The sequence below is a fragment of the Nocardia anocheti genome (assembly GCF_029675105.1).
Taxonomy (GTDB): Bacteria; Actinomycetota; Actinomycetes; order Mycobacteriales; family Mycobacteriaceae; genus Nocardia.
In genome coordinates this window covers 234,352-253,312 of sequence record NZ_JAQQFV010000005.1, presented here as the reverse complement: position 1 = coordinate 253,312, position 18,961 = coordinate 234,352, and the positions used below count along the sequence as shown (strand labels likewise).

General features: G+C 68.5%; 18 protein-coding genes. 10 read left to right on the top strand and 8 right to left on the bottom strand.

Annotation, left to right across the window (positions count from 1 at the left end; all coding sequences use genetic code 11):
* Window positions 1-5 precede the first annotated feature (5 nt).
* Window positions 6-1,523, top strand: coding sequence for a class I adenylate-forming enzyme family protein (locus QC180_RS15125; protein ID WP_278263367.1), 1,518 nt, complete (start codon window positions 6-8; stop codon window positions 1,521-1,523).
* A 199-nt stretch (window positions 1,524-1,722) separates the two neighbouring features.
* On the opposite strand, the gene QC180_RS15120 is transcribed toward QC180_RS15125, so the two are convergent.
* Window positions 1,723-3,006, bottom strand: a complete 1,284-nt coding sequence (locus QC180_RS15120) for a phthiocerol/phthiodiolone dimycocerosyl transferase family protein (protein ID WP_278263366.1) — start codon at window positions 3,004-3,006, stop codon at window positions 1,723-1,725.
* A 114-nt stretch (window positions 3,007-3,120) separates the two neighbouring features.
* On the opposite strand from QC180_RS15120, the gene QC180_RS15115 reads away from it, so the two are divergent.
* Together QC180_RS15115 and QC180_RS15110 are read left to right on the top strand one after the other, a co-directional pair.
* Window positions 3,121-3,399 carry a hypothetical protein gene (locus QC180_RS15115; protein ID WP_278263365.1) on the top strand — a complete coding sequence of 93 codons (279 nt, stop codon included), beginning with the start codon at window positions 3,121-3,123 and terminating at the stop codon, window positions 3,397-3,399.
* A complete protein-coding gene (locus QC180_RS15110) occupies window positions 3,396-3,719 on the top strand; it encodes a hypothetical protein (RefSeq protein ID WP_278263364.1) in 324 nt (107 codons plus the stop codon). The genes QC180_RS15115 and QC180_RS15110 overlap by 4 nt, the downstream gene beginning before the upstream one ends.
* A 1-nt stretch (window position 3,720) precedes the next feature.
* Here QC180_RS15110 and QC180_RS15105 read toward each other — a convergent pair whose 3' ends face one another.
* Both QC180_RS15105 and QC180_RS15100 read right to left on the bottom strand, forming a co-directional pair.
* Entirely contained in the window at window positions 3,721-4,719 is a 999-nt protein-coding gene (locus tag QC180_RS15105) for a hypothetical protein (protein WP_278263363.1), read from the bottom strand.
* A 136-nt stretch (window positions 4,720-4,855) separates the two neighbouring features.
* On the bottom strand, window positions 4,856-5,587 hold the full coding sequence (locus QC180_RS15100) for a hypothetical protein (protein WP_278263362.1): 732 nt from the start codon (window positions 5,585-5,587) through the stop codon (window positions 4,856-4,858).
* Between the two features lie 645 nt (window positions 5,588-6,232).
* On the opposite strand from QC180_RS15100, the gene QC180_RS15095 reads away from it, so the two are divergent.
* Window positions 6,233-6,637 carry a Uma2 family endonuclease gene (locus tag QC180_RS15095; RefSeq protein ID WP_347567329.1) on the top strand — a complete coding sequence of 135 codons (405 nt, stop codon included), beginning with the start codon at window positions 6,233-6,235 and terminating at the stop codon, window positions 6,635-6,637.
* A gap of 27 nt (window positions 6,638-6,664) precedes the next feature.
* On the opposite strand, the gene QC180_RS15090 is transcribed toward QC180_RS15095, so the two are convergent.
* The 3 genes from QC180_RS15090 to secA form a co-directional block, all read right to left on the bottom strand.
* Complete coding sequence (locus QC180_RS15090) at window positions 6,665-7,069, bottom strand: type II toxin-antitoxin system VapC family toxin (RefSeq protein ID WP_278263361.1); 405 nt, start codon at window positions 7,067-7,069, stop codon at window positions 6,665-6,667.
* Entirely contained in the window at window positions 7,066-7,332 is a 267-nt protein-coding gene (locus QC180_RS15085) for a hypothetical protein (protein WP_278263360.1), read from the bottom strand. Before QC180_RS15085 ends, QC180_RS15090 begins: the two co-directional genes overlap by 4 nt.
* A 117-nt stretch (window positions 7,333-7,449) precedes the next feature.
* The gene (secA, locus tag QC180_RS15080; RefSeq protein WP_278263359.1) at window positions 7,450-10,245 is read right to left on the bottom strand and encodes a preprotein translocase subunit SecA; all 2,796 of its coding nucleotides are present in this window, start codon (window positions 10,243-10,245) and stop codon (window positions 7,450-7,452) included.
* 247 nt (window positions 10,246-10,492) lie between these two features.
* Here secA and QC180_RS15075 point away from each other — a divergent pair, with 247 nt between their 5' ends.
* The 6 genes from QC180_RS15075 (at window position 10,493) to bluB (ending at window position 17,366) form a co-directional block, all read left to right on the top strand.
* Window positions 10,493-11,902, top strand: a complete 1,410-nt coding sequence (locus tag QC180_RS15075) for a WS/DGAT/MGAT family O-acyltransferase (protein WP_278263358.1) — start codon at window positions 10,493-10,495, stop codon at window positions 11,900-11,902.
* A 10-nt stretch (window positions 11,903-11,912) separates the two neighbouring features.
* Window positions 11,913-12,452 carry a DUF6912 family protein gene (locus tag QC180_RS15070; protein ID WP_278263663.1) on the top strand — a complete coding sequence of 180 codons (540 nt, stop codon included), beginning with the start codon at window positions 11,913-11,915 and terminating at the stop codon, window positions 12,450-12,452.
* Window positions 12,453-12,576: 124 nt separating this feature from the next.
* On the top strand, window positions 12,577-13,707 hold the full coding sequence (locus QC180_RS15065; protein ID WP_278263357.1) for a ferredoxin reductase: 1,131 nt from the start codon (window positions 12,577-12,579) through the stop codon (window positions 13,705-13,707).
* 263 nt (window positions 13,708-13,970) lie between these two features.
* Window positions 13,971-15,371 (top strand): fatty acid desaturase family protein, encoded by a 1,401-nt coding sequence (locus QC180_RS15060; RefSeq protein WP_278263356.1) that lies wholly within the window; start codon window positions 13,971-13,973, stop codon window positions 15,369-15,371.
* Window positions 15,372-15,465: 94 nt separating this feature from the next.
* Complete coding sequence (locus QC180_RS15055) at window positions 15,466-16,710, top strand: fatty acid desaturase family protein (protein ID WP_278263355.1); 1,245 nt, start codon at window positions 15,466-15,468, stop codon at window positions 16,708-16,710.
* 23 nt (window positions 16,711-16,733) lie between these two features.
* Window positions 16,734-17,366 (top strand): 5,6-dimethylbenzimidazole synthase, encoded by a 633-nt coding sequence (gene bluB, locus QC180_RS15050; RefSeq protein WP_278263354.1) that lies wholly within the window; start codon window positions 16,734-16,736, stop codon window positions 17,364-17,366.
* A 50-nt stretch (window positions 17,367-17,416) separates the two neighbouring features.
* Here the strand turns inward: bluB and hpf are convergent, their stop codons facing one another.
* A complete protein-coding gene (hpf, locus tag QC180_RS15045) occupies window positions 17,417-18,121 on the bottom strand; it encodes a ribosome hibernation-promoting factor, HPF/YfiA family (protein WP_474646450.1) in 705 nt (234 codons plus the stop codon).
* Window positions 18,122-18,305: 184 nt separating this feature from the next.
* On the bottom strand, window positions 18,306-18,950 hold the full coding sequence (locus tag QC180_RS15040) for a ComF family protein (protein ID WP_278263353.1): 645 nt from the start codon (window positions 18,948-18,950) through the stop codon (window positions 18,306-18,308).
* Window positions 18,951-18,961 lie beyond the last annotated feature (11 nt).

Below are 18,961 nucleotides of genomic sequence, written 5' to 3'. Positions count from 1 at the left end.
GTGACGTGACCACCGATTTCCTGGCCCGGCTGGCCGCGCACGCCGACCGGTTCCCCGACGCCTCGGCGATCGGGACCGTGGGCAAGCGCGCGCTCACCTATCGCGAACTGGTCGAGACCGTCGGGCGGGTGGCGCACAATCTGCGGGTGGCCGGGTTCCGGCCCGGCGATCGGATGCTGTTCTCGATCCGGCCCGGGGTGTCGTCGGTGCTGTTGATCTTCGGGACGATCGCGGCGGGCGGCACCATCGTCTTCGTCGACCCGGGTGTCGGCCCGGAACTGTTCGCCTCTCGGGTGTCCCTGGTCGAACCGACCTGGGCCGCAACGGAATCGCTGCTGTACGCGGTGAGCGGTCCGCTGGCGGGGCTCGGCCGCAGGCGCGGGCTCTCGCTCCCCCGTTTCGGCGCGCTGCCGGTGCGTCACCTGCACAGCGGTCCCTGGTTACCGGGAACCCCCCTGGGCTCGAAACCCTTGCGCCGCTTCACCGGTGGCGGCGAGGAACCCGCCCTGCCACCGATCGATCCCGAGGCCGACGCGCTCATCGTGTTCACCTCCGGCACCACCGACGAGCCCAAAGCCGTGGTGCACACCCGCGCCTCGCTGAGCGCCGGGCTCGCCGCGATGGGTGGACGCACCAGCCTGGCGCCGGGCGCGTTCCTGCACACCGAGCAGCTCATGATGGGCCTGCCCGCGCTCATGGCCGGTGCGCGCTGGGCCCTGCCCCGGTATCCGCGCCTGGGCACCCACATCGATCCGGTGCGTTTCACCGCCCAGTTGCGCAGCGCCACCCACGCCTTCTACACCCCCGCCGACCTGGCCGTCGCCCTGGACGCCCTCGAGGCCGGGGACCTCAGCACGCCACCACACCTGCGACAGGTCGCTCTCGGGGGCGCGCCGGTCACCACCGCCCTGCTGCGTCGCGCCCAGAAGTCGTTGCCCGACACCGAGTTCCTCGCCATCTACGGCATGACCGAGATCCTGCCGGTCGCCGTCGCCACCGGCGCGGCCAAGCTCGCCCACGACGGCGACCTGCTCGGCACCCCGGTGCGCGGCGTGGACGCGCGGATCGCCGAGGACGGCGAACTCGTGCTGGCCGGTCCGAACCTGTGCCGCGGCTACCTCGGCCACGAGCCGCTGCGCGAGGTCGCCACCGGTGACCTGGCCCGCTTCGACGGCGACCAACTCGTGCTCACCGGCCGCAAGAAAGACATGATGATCCGCGGCAAGACCAATATCTACCCCGGGCTCTACGAACCGGTGATCACCGCGATCGCGGGGGTGCGCGAGGCGATCATGGTCGGGCTGGCCGACGAGGTCGGCGACGAACGCATCGTGCTGGCCGTGGTCGCCGAACCGGACGCGGGCGATCTGGCCGAGCTGCTGCGTGCCCGGTTGCCGCAGATCATCGACGTGTCCGCGGTGCCCGACGACATCGTGGTGGTCGACCGGATTCCGGTCAGCGGGCGGACGAACAAGCCCGATCGGGGGGCGCTGCGGGAGATGGTGCGGGCGTTGCTCGCGTGAGTGGGCCGCCCCGCCGGGCCCGAGTGGGCCACCGTGCCCGAGTGGGCCGCTGGGAAGTCCGGGCACGCCCCCTCCCGCGTCCAGGCCACAGCCCGACCACTCCCGGCCTCCGGGCTACGGCCGATCGGGTGCCACATTCCCGGTTGTCCGAGCGATGGTCGATCGAGGGCACCCCTTCCGGCATCCGGGTCACGGCCGATCAAGGGTGGACCACCTCGGTGGTGAGTAGGTGGAGGGTGTTCGTGGCCAGGGTTTCGATGGTGGTGTGGGGGAGCATGTCCTCGACGTAGCAGAACGTGATCGACAGGGTGTCGTCGAGCGTGGCGACGGCGACGGTCAGGGCGCTGGCGCAGGAGTTGGTGCCCGCGACGGTGAGGGCGGTGAGGTCCATCGGTTCGGGGGTGGGCGGCGGGGTGAGTCGGCCGAGGTTGCTGAGGGTGACGTTCCAGGGGGCGCGGCGGTCGATGAGTTCTATGGTGCGCCTGCCGGATTCGAGGGAACGGGGGCAGCCGTAGCGAATGGCGGCCAGCGCGGTGAGGTCGGCGTGGCGGTCGAGGCGGCGGGTCAGCTGGGTCTTCGCCGCGCGGGCGGCGTCCCAGACCGAGTGCGGCGGGCCGAACGGGACGAAGGTGGGGACCACGGCGGTGAACATGCCCGGTTCGTCGTCGTCCGGGGGCGGTTCCAGCCGAGACCGCACGTCCACCGGAATGCCGATCCCGGCCACCCCGGCAGCGCGCGAGCTCAGTTCCCCCAGCGCGTGGGCCAGCGCCGCCGCGAGGGCCGCGTTGACGGTGACGCCCGATTCGCGACACCGGGCCCGCAGGGCGCGCAGGTCGTCGCGGTCGATCGTGCGCGGCACCGTGCGGGTGCGACGCACCGGCAGCGGCGGCGCGGTGCCGGGCAGGCCGACCGCGCGACGGGCCAGCGCGGTGAGTTGACCGGTGAGGTTGGTGCGCAGGCAGCGCAGCGGGCGGGTGTGGAGGCGCGGGATCAGGTCGTCGGGCGGCGGGATCGGCGGTCGCGAGGCAGCCGGAGGTCGCGCGCCGAAGGTGTGGGCGAGCAGCCGCCAGCCCAGCGCGGCCATCGATCGGCCGTCGAGCAACACGTGCGAGAGCACCAGGATCAGGTCGTGCTGTTCCTCGGAAGTGCCCGGGCGCCACGCCAAGTCGATGACGCGGCCCGGCGAGGTGGTGAGGTCGACCGGTTCGGCGAGTTGCTCGTCGAAGACCGCGTGCCAGTCGTCGGGGTCGGCGACGACGCGGTGCAGGACCGGCAGGTGCGGGTCGGTCGAGGGAACGAAACACGGGCCGTCGGCGACGACCGTGCGCAGCAGCGGGAACTCCGCGACCACCGCCGCGGCCGCGTCCTCCAGGCGATACGGGCCGATCGCCCCGCGCACCCGCAACCGGACCACACAGTTGGCCGGGGAGAGCTGATCGACGAGCCAGAACCACCGTTCCGAGGCCGACAGCGGGCGAACCACCTCGGTAGGCACCTTCGCGGCCTCCCCTTCCTCGGCAACCGGCTCCCGCGAGCGTAACCGCGCGTGCGCCGGTGGCGCTTCCGCCCGGTGGTACTACATGCGTATTATGGACTGATGGGTTTCGAGTGGCCTGATTGGGCGATCGCTCACCTGATCGGCATCGAACCCCGCGAGGTTCGGCAGGTCCTCGCAGCGTCACAACGGTGGCCACGCCCGGCCTTCGACGGTCGGGTGGCCGTACTGACGGTGTGGGGGCGCACCACGGCCGGACGCCCGCTGATCGTGGTCACACGGCAGCGCGACGACTGGACGTGGGTGATCATCGGCGCACGCGCGATGCGCGCCGAGGAACTGGCGCAATTCGAGCAGTGGGAAAGTGGGAATCGATCATGAGCGATCAGGACTATCCGTCCAGCAAGGAAGAGCTCGCCGATTTCATGGACCGGCTGAGCTTCTCCGACACGCCCGCCGACGCCCCACCCCGCCTCCCCGCCAACGAGGACATCATGGTGACCACCTCCATCCGGTTACCCCTCGGCCTGCACTCCCGCCTCAAAGACCTCGCCGACGAACGCCGCGTCGGCGTCTCCACCCTCCTACGCGAATGGGCCGAAGCGGCCGTCGCCGAAATCGACGACGAAGACCAACTCATCTCCCTCGCCGAAGCCAAACGCGCCCTGTCCCGCGTCCACCCCATCCACCGGGCGTCGTAGCTCAGCGGTCGGCGGGGAGCGACGGCACCAGGGATTCCGCTACGCGGGTCAGGGTGGCGCAGTTCTGGTCCGTGGACTTCGGGTCCCGGACGGAGATCTCGATCTTCACCGAACCCATGCGTAGACCGTCGTCGCGAATGCCGAACGGGGTGTCGAACGCCAGCAGGCAGTGGTATTCGCTGTCTTTCCAGAGCAACCGCAGCGCGTCGCGACCCGCGAGGGAGATTCGACGTGGGTCACGATAGTGACCGGGATCGAAGTACCTGCGCACGAATCCCTGGTGGTCCGCTTCGACCATCAGATCGAACTCTGTCGTGCGCCAACTACACCGGGAGTCGTCAGGGCTCCGGTCGTGAGGCTCTGCCGGAAGGCCCGCCGCTTCGGCGCGCGCTCCGGCGAGCGCGCAAGGGTCCCAGCTCGCGAAATCCGGCGGTGGCGCGGTGGCGGGAATCGTCGGATCCGGCAACTGCTCCCGTCGACCGAGTTCGGTGCGCGGGAGCGACGGCGGCAGCGTCGTGGCGAGGGCCGGGGTGAGCGCATCGGCCGCGGCGCGCAGGTCGGCGCGCAGCTGTGGTGAGTCTTCGGAGGGAAAGGCGTTGTCGCCCTGCCAGTTCCGCCCCGAGGCCTCGACATCGATCCACAGGTTGTCGATCCTGGTCTTGGTGAGAACCGACGCCACACCGTCCTCGGCCTCGGTCCAGACCATCGAATCCTGACCGACTCCGGCCACGGATTCCGGGCCTACGACAGCATCCGCGGTGAGATGGTCGTAGTCGACCAGCGCCTTCTGTTCGTCCACGGGCTTGCCGGTCTTGTTCACCGCGAGACGAATCGTCACCGAGCGCGACATCGGGCTCCCCGCGGAGAGATCACCGGCGGGAATCGGATCCTCGAACGTCACCCCACACTGCAGATCATGACTCCCACCTCCCGAGGCGACCTGCAGATGCGCCTCGGGATCGAACACCGCCGCACCGACCGTTCGCAGTGAGGCCTCCACCGCCTTCTCCACCACATCACATCCAGGCGCACAGCCGAAAAGACCTCCACCCGTACGTCTTCTACCACACCGACCCCGGCCTGGCCCTCGCAGAGCCGGATTCCGCGGCGCGACAGCATATCCCCGCGGTAGCAGATCAGCGCGGGGACGGAAGGTGGGAAGCCAGAGTGGTGGTGATGGACGTGAGCCTGTCGCAAGCCTGCCGGGGTGAGGTGGAGCGGTTATCGGTGATCTGCAAGGTGACGACACCCACCGAGCGCCCCGCGGTAGTCGCGAACGGGGTGTCGAAGGCGAGGACGCAGAAGTATGGGCTCCGGGACTCCCACACCACGCGGATCGCGTTCCGCGTGCCGAACGCGACCGGTTCCGGCTCGGCGTAGCGGCTGGGAGAATAGACAGTGCGCTCGAAAAGAGCTGCTGCCGAGTCGATCTCGAGAGTTCCCCAGTCGGTCTCCCACGAGCAGTGGCGGGAATCGGGCCTGCCGGACCGCTCAGCCGCGCCGGTGACACCGGCTGCGGCGGCCGGACCGGCCAGGCTACAGGGATCCCAAGCGTCGATCGACGGTTCCGCGGCGACGGCCGCTCGCGTGGTCGAGGGCGTGGGGAGCCACGCATAGGCGCCGATCGTGGTGCGTGACAGCTGTGTCGGTAGCGCTGCCGCCATCGCGGTCACGAGAGCGGCGGCTCCGGCGAGCAGATCGGTACGCAGCTCAGGTGAGTCGCTGACCGGGAACGAACTCGACCAGTCTGCGCCCCGGGTCTCGATGTCGATGGTGAGATTGTCGATCGTCGCCTCGGCACGTGCCGCGACGATGCCGTCGCCTATGCGTTCCACCCATGTGATCGCGTCATGGCCGACACCGGGCAATGCGGTGGGGGCGACGACGATCTCCGAACTCGCGGTGTCGGGCGCGATCGGTCTCGTGGTTTCCCCGACCCGGAGTGCCGACGGGCTCCGCCACAACGAGACGACCACCGATCGCCGCATCGCACCCCGCGACGGCATCGCCGTACCGGCGGGGACCGGATTCTCGAAGGTTCGCACGCAGCGCAGGGACTGCCCGGTGCTGCCGTCCGATCGCGGGTCTCCGGTGAGCCCACGCTCCGGACTGGGTAGTCCGCCGCCGAAGAGCCGCAGGCTGTCCGCCACGGTGGCATCGATCCCGGCACATGTCTCCGGCAGGTCGGCGAACACCTCCACCCGTTCATCGAACGGTGATGCCCGCTGGAGCGAACACCCGCTCAACACCACACCGACACACACCAGAAGGACGATCCCCCGCCACCGTTCGATCACGCTCGACATCTACCACACCGGTAGCGCCGTGGTGGGCCGTCCGGTTGCGGGTAGGCTCGAGCCCGCCCGCGACGACGAGGCGCTCAGCAGCGCCTTCGGCGACTTCGAGGTGGTCGATGGGCTCGTCGTGCGCGCGATGGCGCAGACCGACGCCCACGGTCGGGTGGTGCGTCGCCTGGCCTCCGCACTCGAAGACGCGCGTGATCCGGCCGGTCCCTGTCTGCGGGTCGGGTCCGATGTCGCCGTCCGATTCGCCGATGCGGAGGACGAATCCGCGGACCACCGACTCAATACCGGTATCCCGATGTCTTCGTCCGGGATTGCGAGCCGTACGACGTCAACACGGTGCGCGAGCACATCGTTCTGGTCGCTGAAGTCGCTTCGCGGGCAACGGTCGACAGTGACATCGGGGTCAAGCATCAGCTCTACGCCCGAGCGGGCATTCCGGTCTACCTGATCGTCCACTTCGACAAGAGCTGGGAACTCATCGACCGGATCGAGGAGTACCGGCTCGACTGGTCCGGGATGCGGTACATGCCGCACCGCGTCCACCGCACCGCGCTGGTCCTGGACAGTCCGGTCACCTTGGCGATCACCCTCGACGCGCTGCACCGCCCGTAGGGCGGGCGGCTTCGCGGCGGGTGCGGATCAGTCTTCGGAGCGCAGGACGCGTACTGGGCAGGTGATTCCCGGGGCGTTGGCCAATCGGGTGTCGGTGGTGAGTAGTTCGCAGCCGTAGGCTTCGGCGGCGGCTACGTAGGCGGCGTCGTAGGCGGTCAGGTTGTCGCGGAGTTGCCAGATTCTGGGGACCAGGACTCGGGTTATGGGGACTTCGGGGTCGAGCTTTTCCAAGGCGGTGACGGCATGGGTGGCTTGGTCGGGGGTGAGGGTGCCCGCTCGGGTGAAGCAGCGGATCACCGAGAGGACCTCGATGGTCCAATGTTGGGGGGCGATCCAGCGGTTGTCGGCTTCGAGGGCGGTGCGGCAGTGTTCGCCCAGGGGGCCGGGGTTCAGGAGGGCGTGGGCGAAGACCGAGGCGTCGACCACGATCACTCGGCGGCCTCCTGATCGGTCAGGGCCGAATCGCGTTCGGCGCGTTCGGCATCCAGGGCGACCTGGATGTCGTGGGCGGGGAAGGCGATATCCCAGGTGGCGGGGCTGAACTGTTTGAGCACGGCGAGATTGTCCTGGCGGCGGGCCTCGTCGCGGATGAGGTCGAACAGGAAAGCTTGAAGGGACTGGCCGCGACGCTGCGCCAGCGCGACCAACTGGTCACGCAGGGGCTCCGGAACGTCGCGGATCTGCAGGGCAACCATGCATGCAATAGTACATGCGCCATGCATGTAGGAACACATGCATGGCGCGTGTATGGCGGGGTGGGTGGAACGAGCGAAGGCCCCCACCGGGGTGGGGGCCTTCGTCAGGGAACTAGTTCAGCGGCGGCGCTTGCCCTTGGATTCGGCGCGGGCGGCTTCGCGGCGGGAGCGGCGGGGGGCCTGTTGGCGGCCGCCGTATTCCTGGGCGTCGGAGTGGGATTCGGCGCGGCCGTCCTCGGCGGGGCCCGAGTAGTTCAGGCCGCGGGGGGTGGACTCGTCGATGCCCTTGGCGCGCAGGGCGGGCGGGGCCTGGGGGGTGGGGGCCGCGTCCTGGGGGCGGGCGCCGACCGGGGAGCGCAGGCCCTTGTCGATGGAGACGCCTTCGGGCTGGGGCTGCTGGACCTCGACCTGGAGGTTGAACAGGAAGCCGACCGACTCCTCCTTCAGACCCTCTAGCATCGCGGCGAACATGTCGAAGCCCTCGCGCTGGTACTCGACCAGCGGGTCGCGCTGGGCCATCGCGCGCAGGCCGATGCCCTCCTTGAGGTAGTCCATCTCGTAGAGGTGCTCGCGCCACTTGCGGTCCAGGACCGAGAGCAGGACCTGGCGTTCGAGGTTGCGCATCGCGCCCTCGCCCGCGAGACCGTCGATCTCCTGCTCGCGCTTTTCGTAGGCGGTGTGCGCGTCGTCGAGCAGGGCCTCGCGCAGTTCGTCGCGGGTGAGCTCACCGGCGTCACCGGTGGCGGTCTCGCCCGCGAGTTCCTTGGCGTCCAGGCTCACCGGGTACAGCGTCTTGAGCGCGCCCCACAGCTTGTCCAGATCCCAGTCCTCGACATAACCCTCGGCGGTGGCGCCGTCGACGTAGGCGGTGACCACGTCGGTGATCATGTTCTGGACCTGGCCCTCCATGTCCTCGCCACGCAGAATCCGGTTGCGCTCGCCGTAGATGACGGTGCGCTGCTGGTTCATCACCTCGTCGTACTTCAAGACGTTCTTGCGGATCTCGAAGTTCTGCTGCTCGACCTGGGTCTGCGCGCTCTTGATGGCCTTGGAGACCATCTTGGCCTCGATCGGCACGTCGTCGGGCAGGTTCAGGCGGGTCATGATGGCCTCGAGCGCGGCACCGTTGAAGCGGCGCATCAGCTCGTCACCCAGCGACAGGTAGAAGCGGGACTCGCCCGGGTCGCCCTGACGGCCGGAGCGACCACGCAGCTGGTTGTCGATACGACGCGACTCGTGCCGCTCGGTGCCCAGCACGTAGAGGCCACCGGCCTCGCGCACCTTCTCCGCGTCGTCCTCGGTCTGCTTCTTGACCTGCTCGAGCGCCGAATGCCAGGCGGCCTCGTACTCGTCGGGGGTGTTCACCGGGTCCAGGCCCTGCTTGCGCAGCAGGATGTCGGCGATGATGTCGGCGTTGCCGCCGAGCACGATGTCGGTACCACGACCGGCCATGTTGGTGGCGACGGTGACCGCGCCGGGCCGACCGGCCTCGGCGATGATCTGGGCTTCCTGCTCGTGGAACTTCGCGTTGAGCACCGAGTGGGCCACGCCGCGCTTGGTGAACTGCTTGGACAGGTACTCCGAGCGCTCGACGCTGGTGGTACCGATCAGGACCGGCTGGCCCTTCTCGTGACGCTCGACCACGTCGTCGACGACGGCGTTGAACTTGGCCTCTTCCGACTTGTAGATCAGGTCGGCCTGGTCCTTGCGGACCATCGGCTTGTTGGTCGGGATCGGGACGACACCGAGCGAGTAGATCGAGTGCAGCTCGGCGGCCTCGGTCTCGGCCGTACCGGTCATGCCGGAGAGCTTGTTGTAGAGGCGGAAGTAGTTCTGCAGGGTGATCGTGGCCAGGGTCTGGTTCTCCGGCTGGATCTCGACCTTCTCCTTGGCCTCGATCGCCTGGTGCATGCCCTCGTTGTAGCGGCGCCCGACCAGGATGCGGCCGGTGAACTCGTCGACGATGATGACCTCACCGTCGCGGACGATGTAGTCCTTGTCGCGGGTGTAGAGCTCCTTGGCCTTGATGGCGTTGTTCAGGTAGCTCACCAGCGGCGAGTTGGCGGCCTCGTAGAGGTTGTCGATGCCGAGCTGGTCCTCGACGAACTCCACGCCCGCCTCGTGCACACCGATGGTGCGCTTCTTGATGTCCACCTCGTAGTGGACGTCCTTCTTCAGCAGCGGCGCGATGCGCGCGAACTCGGCGTACCACTTGGACGAGGCATCGGCCGGGCCCGAGATGATCAGCGGGGTGCGGGCCTCGTCGATGAGGATGGAGTCGACCTCGTCGACCACGGCGAAGTTGTGCCCGCGCTGGACCAGATCGTCCAGGGAGTGGGTCATGTTGTCGCGCAGGTAGTCGAAGCCGAACTCGTTGTTCGTGCCGTAGGTGACATCGGCGTGGTAGGCCACGCGACGCTCGGCCGGGGTCATGCCGCCCAGGATGACGCCGACCTCGAGGCCGAGGAAGCGGTGCACGCGGCCCATCCACTCCGCGTCACGCTTGGCCAGGTAGTCGTTGACGGTGACGACGTGCACGCCCTCGCCGGAGATCGCGTTGAGGTACGCGGGCAGCACACAGGTCAGGGTCTTGCCCTCACCGGTCTTCATCTCCGAGATGTTGCCCAGGTGCAGCGAGGCGCCACCCATGATCTGGACCTTGTAGTGCTTCTGGTTGAGCACCCGCCAGGACGCCTCCCGAGCCACCGCGAACGCCTCGAGCAGCAGGTCGTCGAGGGTTTCGCCGTCGGTGTAGCGCTGCTTGAACTCGTCGGTCTTGGCGCGCAGCTCGTCGTCGGTGAGCTGTTCGATCTCCTCGCCGTACGCGATGACCTCGTCGGCGAGGTTCGACAGCCGCTTGACCATGCGGCCTTCACCAATCCGTAGCAACCTCGTCAGTGTCAGCGCAGGCACGGGTCTCGTCAGTCCTCTGGTCGAAGTGTGGGTCGGCTGGTGAGCCACAGTGTTGTGGGCCATGGTAGTCCGCAGACCACCGTACCCGGCAGGGTGCACCGGTGCCCGGTGTACCAGGCGCTGTCATCGGCCCAGGTCACGGCGCCCGCCGAGCCGCATTGCCGGGCACCGCGATTCACCTGGTGTGACGTAGGATGTAGCGCGTGCCCGATCTGCGGATACGGCGCCGGAAGGAGCAGCGGAGCGCGTGATCACGAGATTGACGCCGCAGGACGCGTCGTTCTACCGGCTCGAATCGAGCAGCAACCCGATCCACATCGGCTCTCTAGCGATCCTGCGGAACACCGCGCCCGGGGTCAGCGGCCCGGCCCTGGACTACGAACGCCTCATCGACCTGGTGGAATCCCGGCTGCCGCTGGTCCCCCGCTACCGCCGCAAGGTGCGCGAGATCCCGCTGGCCATGGGCAGGCCGGTGTGGGTGGAGGACAGCCGCTTCGACATCAGCTATCACATCCGCCGCTCCGCGCTGCCCGGTCCCGGCAGCGACGAACAGCTCTACGACCTGGTCGCCCGGCTGGCCTCGCGCCCGCTGGACCAGGGCCGTCCGCTGTGGGAGATGTATCTGATCGAGGGTCTGTCCGACGGGCGCAGCGCGGTGTTCACCAAGTCGCATTCGGCGCTGGTCGACGGTGACACCGCGCTCGAGATCGGGCACGTGATCCTCGACAACAGCCCGCTGCCCCGCGAACTGGCCGACGACGCCTGGCGCGCGCCGCGCGAACCCACCGACGTGGAACTGCTGGCTGGGGCGCTCTCGCAGCTGGCCGCGCAGCCACGCGAGGCCTACGAGGTGATGCGCGACGCCGGTTCGAGCGCGTTCGGCGTGGTCCGCGGGACCCGGATGGCGATGCAGGCCGCGGCCAACGCGGTACGCGCGGCCACCTCCGGCGCCCCGGACAGCCCGCTCAACGCGCGCACCTCGCGCAGCCGCCGCTTCGACGTGGTGCGCACCGACCTCGAGGACTACCGCAAGATCCGGCGCCACTTCGACTGCTCGATCAATGACACCGTGCTGGCGGTGGTGACCGGGGCGCTGCGCAACTGGTTGCTCTCGCGCAACGAGGCGCTGGTGGAGTCGACGAATCTGCGCGCGGTGGTGCCGATGTCGGTCTACGTCGACGGTGACAACCAGCTGACCCCGGCCAGCGAGGTGTCCTCGTTCCTCATCGATCTGCCGGTGGGCGAACCGAATCCGACGATGCGCCTGTCGCACATCTCCCACGCCACCGACGCCGCGGGTCGCGCGCGCAAGCGGGTGCGGGCGCGCACGCTGGTGCATCTGGCCGGGTTCGCTCCGGCGAGCCTGCACGCGATGAGTGTGCGGGCGGCGAGTACCTTCGCCGACAACACGTTCAACCTGGTGATCACCAACGCGCCGGGACCACAGACCGCCATGTACATCGGTGGGGCGCGCATGCTGGAGATGTATCCGGTATCGCCGCTGCTGCGCAATCAGACGTTGAGTTTCGGACTCACCTCGTACGACGGTCAGGTCTTCTACGGACTCAACGCCGACCGCGACGCCATGGCCGACATCGACGTCCTCGCGGCCTCGGTGCACGAATCGATGGAGGAGTTGCTCGGTGCCTGTCTCTGAGAACGGCAAGATGCGCGTCTATATCCCGGCGACGATCCCGATGCTGCGCGCGCTGGTCGACGAGCGCGAGATCTTCCCGCTGGGCGCGACCGCCTTCGCGGTGACCCCCGCCCTGCGCGAGGCCTACGCCGCGGGCGACGACGACGAGCTCGCCGAGGTGGCGATGCAGGAGGCCGCCCGCGCTTCGCTGCGCCTGCTCGCCGCCGAACGCGACGGCGACGCCGACCCCGACGACGAGTCCGCCGCCACCGACCCGGGCAGCCCGATCTACCGGCGCGCGGTGATCGCCGCCGATGTCACCGGCGCGAAACTGCGGCCCGATCTGGACGACGCGGTGGTGAAGCTGGCCGGTCCGGTGACCTACGACAAGGTGGCCTCGGTGCATGTCGACCTGGCCGAGGCCGAACCCCAGGTCGCCAAGGCCGTGGACGTGATCGACGCCGCCGACCTGGGCGATCCCGACGCGGAGTTCGTCCTCGGGGACGCCGAGGACCATCAGCTGGCCTGGTACGCGACTCAGGAACTGCCTTTCCTGCTCGATTTGCTGTGACATCCCACTGACCGTCGCGCTCGTGCCCCGGCGCCACTGCCGGGAAACCTACGATGCCGTAACCTGGCCTCGAGCGAGCTGCCCCACCGAAGCTCGCCAGGCGCACAGGGAGAACACGGCAAGCATGGTCATGAACAAGTTCCGGGAATGGCTCGAAGCACCGGCCGCGCAGGTCGCCGATCGCGGCGGCAAGCTGAACGTGCTGCGTGGCGCGGTCGCCCGGGTGACCACCCCCTTGCTGCCCGACGACTACCTGCACCTGGCCAACCCGCTGTGGTCGGCGCGTGAGCTGCGCGGGCGCATCGTCGAGGTGCAGAAGGAGACCGCCGACTCGGCGACCCTGGTGATCAAGCCGGGCTGGGGCTTCGACTTCCGCTACCAGCCGGGCCAGTACATCGGCATCGGCATCCTGATCGACGGCCGCTGGAACTGGCGTTCCTACTCGCTGACCTGTCCGCCGGACTGGACCGGTGAGGGCAGCAAGCGGCTGATCTCCATCGCCGTGAAGGCCATGCCCGAGGGCAAGCTCTCCGGTCATCTGGTCAACGGCGTGGCCGCGGGCACCATCGTGCGCCTGGCCGCGCCCCAGGGCGGGTTCGTGCTCCCCGAGCCGCCCCCGGCCAAGGTGTTGTTCCTCACCGCGGGCAGCGGCATCACCCCCGTGATGTCGATGCTGCGCACGATGGACCGCCGCGACGGCGTCACCGATGTGGTGCACGTGCACTCCGCCCCCACCGACGCCGATGTGATGTTCGGCGCCGAGCTGCGCGCGCTGCACGACAAGCACCCCAGCTTCGTCTCGCACCTGCAGCTCACCGACTCCCACGGCCTGTTCTCGCTGGCCAGCCTGGACGAGCTCTACCCCGACTGGCGCGAGCGCGAGACCTGGGCGTGCGGCCCCGCCCCGATGCTCGACGCCATCGAAACGCACTGGAAGGCCGCCGGAATCGGCGAGAAGCTGCACATCGAACGCTTCGAGGTGGAACGCTCCGCCATCGGCGAGGGCGGCACCGTCACCTTCGGCACCACCGGGCGCACCCTCACCGTCGACGGCGCCACCAGCCTGCTCGAGGCGGGCGAGTCGGTGGGCGTGCAACTGCCCTTCGGCTGCCGCATGGGCATCTGCCAGACCTGCGTGGTCACCCTCTCGGCGGGACACGCCCGCGACCTGCGCAACGGCGACGAACGTCAGCCGGGCGACAAGGTGCAGACGTGCATCTCCGCGGCGGCGGGAGACTGCACCCTCGACATCTGAGCGATCCCCTTCTCGCTGGTGACCAGGTACCCTCGAAGCATGCATCGGCCGATGACGGCCGACAGTGGCTGGGCTGGGCCTACCGTGCGCCATGCGTGTGACATCGGGCCGAGAACAGCGGCGTAGCCGCCGGTTCTCGGCCCGCCTCGATTCTGGACTGACCAGAGGGTGCGACGAAGGAGTACCCGGCGGGAGGGAAGAATCGAGGCCCGCCAGGGCCGAGAACACGCGGCACCAGCCGCCGACCGACAGAGAGGACCTCGGTGGCCATCACCGATATTCAGGCTTTCGCCCATTTGACGGCGGCCGACATCGAGACCCTGGGGAAAGAACTCGACTCCATCCGCCGCTCGGTGGAGACCTCCCGCGGTGAGCGCGACGCGCGCTACATCCGTCGCACCATCGCCGCCCAGCGCGGTCTCGAGGTGGCGGGCCGCGCGATCCTGTTCGGCAGCCGTAATCGCTGGGCCTGGCTGAGCGGCACCGCGCTGATGTCGGTGGCCAAGATCATCGAGAACATGGAGCTCGGCCACAATGTGAGCCACGGCCAGTGGGACTGGATGAACGATCCGGAGATCCATTCCACCAGCTGGGAGTGGGATATGACCGGGACCTCGGCGCAGTGGCGTCGGGCGCACAACTACTCCCATCACACCTACACCAATGTGCTGGGCAAGGACGAGGATCTCGGTTTCGGCATCCTGCGGATGACCCGTGACGAGACCTGGCATCCCAAGCACCTGGTGCAGCCCGCGGCGAATCTGCTGCTCGCGGCCACCTTCGAGTGGGGGATCGCGCTGCACGATCTGAGCATCGAGAAGCAGCTGGCGGGCGTGCCGCCGACGCAGCTGCTCTCGGAGCCGAACAAGGACTTCGCGCGCAAGGCGGGCCGTCAGGTGGTCAAGGACTTCGTCCTGTATCCGGCGATCACCGGCCCGGCCTGGAAGTCGACGCTGAAGGCGAACACCACCGCCAATCTGATCCGCAATCTGTGGGCCTACGCGGTGATCTTCTGCGGGCACTTCCCCGACGGCGCGGAGAAGTTCACCATCGAGCAGCTCGACGGCGAGACCCAGGGTGAGTGGTATCTGCGCCAGATGCTGGGCAGCGCCAATTTCAAGGCCGGTCCGGTGATGGCCTTCATGAGCGGCAATCTCTGCTACCAGATCGAGCACCACCTGTTCCCGGATCTGCCGAGCAATCGGTATCCGGAGGTCGCGGTGCGGGTGCGCGAGCTGTGCGACAAGTACGACCTGCCCTACACCACCGGTTCGCTGGGCAAGCAGTATCTGCTGGCGTTCCGCACCATCCACAAGCTGGCGCTGCCGGACCGTTTCCTGAAGCGGACGGCCGACGACGCCCCGGAGACCTCCTCGGAGCGCAAGTTCGCCGGGATCACGCTGCCGGAGGCGCTGCGGGTGGATCCCGAGACCGGCAAGCGGTTCGGTCTGCGTTCGGCGCTGCACGACGCCAAGGTGACCCTCGAGGTGAAGGCGCGGCACGAGAAGGAGGTGCTGCGCGAGGCCAAGACGGCACTCAAGGCGCGGGCGCGGCAGGAGAAGCTGGCCTTGCGCGAGGCACAGCGGGCGCTGGGTGAGCGGGCGCGTGGGGAGCGGGTCGCGTTGCGGCACAAGCTCGCTCAGCGACTCGGCCGGGCGAGATAACATCTCCATCTCGATTTTTCAATAGGACTTATCACACAATCCGGGCCAGAATTCGCCAACCTACGCTCTCGTAACTTACGGTACTGTAACCGCCATGGCGATCTCGGATGTCAAGGAATACGCGCACCTCACCGCGGCGGATGTCGAAGCACTCGGTGCGGAATTCGACGCGATCCGCCGGGAGATCGAATCCTCCCGGGGTGCGTCGGACGCGCGGTATATCCGCAATGTCATCCGGCTACAACGCGCGCTGGAGATCAGCGGCCGCACGGTGCTGTTCGCCAGCTTCCTGCCCCCGGCCTGGCTGGCCGGAGTCGCCCTGCTCGGCACCGCCAAGATCATCGAGAACATGGAGATCGGGCACAACGTCATGCACGGGCAGTGGGACTGGATGAACGATCCGGAGATCCACTCCACCTCGTGGGAATGGGACAACGCGGGCCCCTCGGCGCACTGGAAGATCACCCACAACTTCCTGCACCACAAGTACACCAACGTCCTGGGCATGGACGACGACATCGGCTACGGCCTGCTGCGCGTCACCCGCGACCAGCGTTGGATGCCGTTCTACCTGGGCAACCCGATCTACAACTTCCTGCTGCAGGCGCTGTTCGAGTACGGCGTCGCGATCCAGCACCTCGAGCTGGGCAAGGTCGCCAAGAAGAAGTGGACCAAGGACTCCCCGGAGTGGCAGCAGTTCGACGCCGACCGCAAGCTGGTGCTCAAGAAGATCGGCAAGCAGGCCGCCAAGGACTACCTGATCTTCCCGCTGCTCACCGGCCCCTCGTTCTTCTCCACCCTCACGGCCAACTTCGCCGCCAACGTGGTGCGCAATGTGTGGACCAACGCGGTGATCTTCTGCGGCCACTTCCCCGACGGCGCGGAGAAGTTCACCAAGGAGGACATCGAGAACGAGACCCAGGGTGAGTGGTACCTGCGGCAGATGCTCGGTAGCGCCAACATCACCGGCGGCCCGGTCATGCACTTCATGACCGGCAACCTCAGCCACCAGATCGAGCACCACCTGTTCCCCGACCTGCCGAGCAACCACTACGCCGACATCGCGGTGCGGGTACGCGAGCTGGCCGACAAGTACGACCTGCCCTACACCACCGGGTCGCTGCCGGTGCAGTACTTCAAGTCCTGGCGCACGATCCTCAAGCTGTCACTGCCCAACAAGTACCTGCGCCACACCTCCGACGACGCGCCGGAGACCAAGTCGGAGCGCTTCTTCGGCGGCAACACCGTGGCCACCGTCGACCCGGTGACCGGGCGTCGCCGCGGGCTGCGCACCGCGCTGGCCGCCGGGCGCAAGCTGGCCCGCCGGTCGATGGCCTGACGGCTCGAGGTTCACTGATCGGCGTGTCTGCCGATCAGCTGAGCGTCTACGACGCGATCCGTCTGCGTCGTGATGTCCGGGCCGAGTTCACCGGGGAGCCGGTGGACGACGACACGCTCTGGCGGATCCTCGACGCCGCCCACCGCGCGCCCAGTGTCGGCAATTCGCAGCCGTGGGACTTCGTGGTGGTGCGCCGCGCCGAGACCCTGCGGCGCTTCGCCGATCACGTCGCCGACAAGCGGGTCGAGTTCCGCGACGCGCTGCCCGCCGAGCGGGCCGAGACCTTCGACCCGATCAAGATCGAGGGCGTCGTCGAGAGCGGCACCGGCATCGTGGTCACCCACGACGACCGGCGCGGCGGACCGCAGGTGCTGGGCCGGGCGACCGTGCCCGAGACCGGGGTGTACTCGACCGTGCTCGCGATCCAGAATCTGTGGCTGGCGGCGACCGCCGAGCGGGTGGGCGTGGGCTGGGTGTCGTTCTACGATCCGGAATTCCTGGCCGAGCTGGTCGCGCTGCCCGCCGGGATCAGGCCGGTGGCGTGGCTGTGCGTGGGGCCGGTGCGGGAGTTCCAGCGGGTACCCGACCTGGAACGATTCGGCTGGCGATGCGGCCGCGCGCTCACCGAGGCCGTGCACTACGAGACCTTCGGCTGAACACGGACCAGGCACCCGCGGTGACGGGTGCCCGGAATCGCGCGTCGAACCTAGGCCAGCCGGATCAGGCCGTAGTCGAAGGCGTGTCTGCGGTAGACGACCGAGGGACGGTCGGTCTCACGGTCGTGGAACAGGAAGAAGTCGTGCCCCACCAGCTCCATCTGGTAGAGCGCGTCGTCGACCGACATCGGCGTCGCGGCGTGCACCTTGGTGCGGACGATGTGTCCGGGACCGGTCTGGTCCTCGACATCCTCGCCGTGGGCATGGGCCTCGGCGCCGTTGGGCGCGGTGAACAGGGAATCGTCCACCAGCGTCGCGGTGGCCTGCGCGACCGAGACCGGCGTCTTGTCGCCGTAGTGCACGACGCGCCGCTTGTCCTTGGCGCGGCGCAGCCTGCTCTCGATCTTCTGGGTGGCCGATTCGAGCGCGGCGTAGAAGCTGTCGGCGCACGCCTCGGCGCGCACGATCGGTCCACGCCCGCGCGCGGTGATCTCCACTCGCTGACAGGCCTTGCGTTGACGACGGTTGCGTTCATGGAAGAGTTCCACATCGAACAGGAAGATCGACGGGTCGAAGCGCTCGAGGCGAGCGAGCTTCTCCGCGACGTGAATTCGATAGTGGTCGGGGATTTCGACGTTGCGACCGGAGACCACCACTTCAGCGTGTGGGGTTTCGGATCCGGTCGTGTCGTTGGCACCGTCCAGCAGTGCCGTAGGGTCAGCATCTCGCACTGATGTCCGTGCAGAAGTCGTCACGCGTACCTCCCGGATAATGGCCGCACGCAAACGCTCGTGTGCGGCGAGATTGAGCTGTGCCGATCGGGAATCGCCCGGCACCAGATTTCCGCGGCCCCACCTCCCGAGCTAGTGGATCGGTGTGTGATCGCGACGCTAGTCCGACATGAGCAAGCGCGCCACTGTTCACGCAAATTTCGCCCCGTCAAGCCGCACACGTCACCAAAACGGCACGCGGAACTACCCCGATTCGGCCAAGAACGCGCACCGACTCGCGGGCGGTGGCCCCGGTGGTCAACACGTCGTCGACCAGAACTACCTCGGCATTCGCGCCGATCGGGGCTGCTGGGGCGGCGACCGGAGCGGCGATGATCCGGCCGTACAGATTGTGTGCCCGTTCCTGCCGGGTCAAACCGACCGAGTCACGCACACCACGCCCGAACCGCAGCAGCGGCACGCTCCGGCAATCGATGAGCCAACCCGCCGCGACCGCCGTCGCGCGGGCCACCGGATCGCCGCCACGACGCCGGGCGGCGGCGGCTCTGGTGGGGGCGGGCACGAGGATCAGGGGTCGGTCCGGGGCGCGCAGCCGGGCCAGGGCGTGGGCCAGCGCCGCGCCGAGGGGTTCGGCCAGATCGCGGCGACCACGCTCCTTGGCGGCCAGTACCGCGCGCCGCCCCGGCCCCGCGTACGGGCCGAGGGTCCAGCACGGCACACCGGGGTCGGTGCGTGGTCGGACCCGCACCGGCGCGCGAGCGAGGGTGGCCGCGCAGTCGACGCACCAGGACGACCCCGGCAGACCGCAGCCGCCGCAGCAGGCGGGCAACACCAAATCCAGCAGCGCTCTCATAGCGAGCGAGT

Coding starts and splice junctions, on each gene's coding strand:
- QC180_RS15115 (WP_278263365.1), top strand. CDS start 3,121: ATGGGTTTCGAGTGGCCTGATTGGGCGATCGCTCACCTGATCGGCATC.
- QC180_RS15110 (WP_278263364.1), top strand. CDS start 3,396: ATGAGCGATCAGGACTATCCGTCCAGCAAGGAAGAGCTCGCCGATTTC.
- QC180_RS15085 (WP_278263360.1), bottom strand. CDS start 7,332: ATGGTTGCCCTGCAGATCCGCGACGTTCCGGAGCCCCTGCGTGACCAG.
- QC180_RS15070 (WP_278263663.1), top strand. CDS start 11,913: ATGCGCGTCTATATCCCGGCGACGATCCCGATGCTGCGCGCGCTGGTC.
- QC180_RS15065 (WP_278263357.1), top strand. CDS start 12,577: ATGGTCATGAACAAGTTCCGGGAATGGCTCGAAGCACCGGCCGCGCAG.
- QC180_RS15055 (WP_278263355.1), top strand. CDS start 15,466: ATGGCGATCTCGGATGTCAAGGAATACGCGCACCTCACCGCGGCGGAT.
- QC180_RS15040 (WP_278263353.1), bottom strand. CDS start 18,950: ATGAGAGCGCTGCTGGATTTGGTGTTGCCCGCCTGCTGCGGCGGCTGC.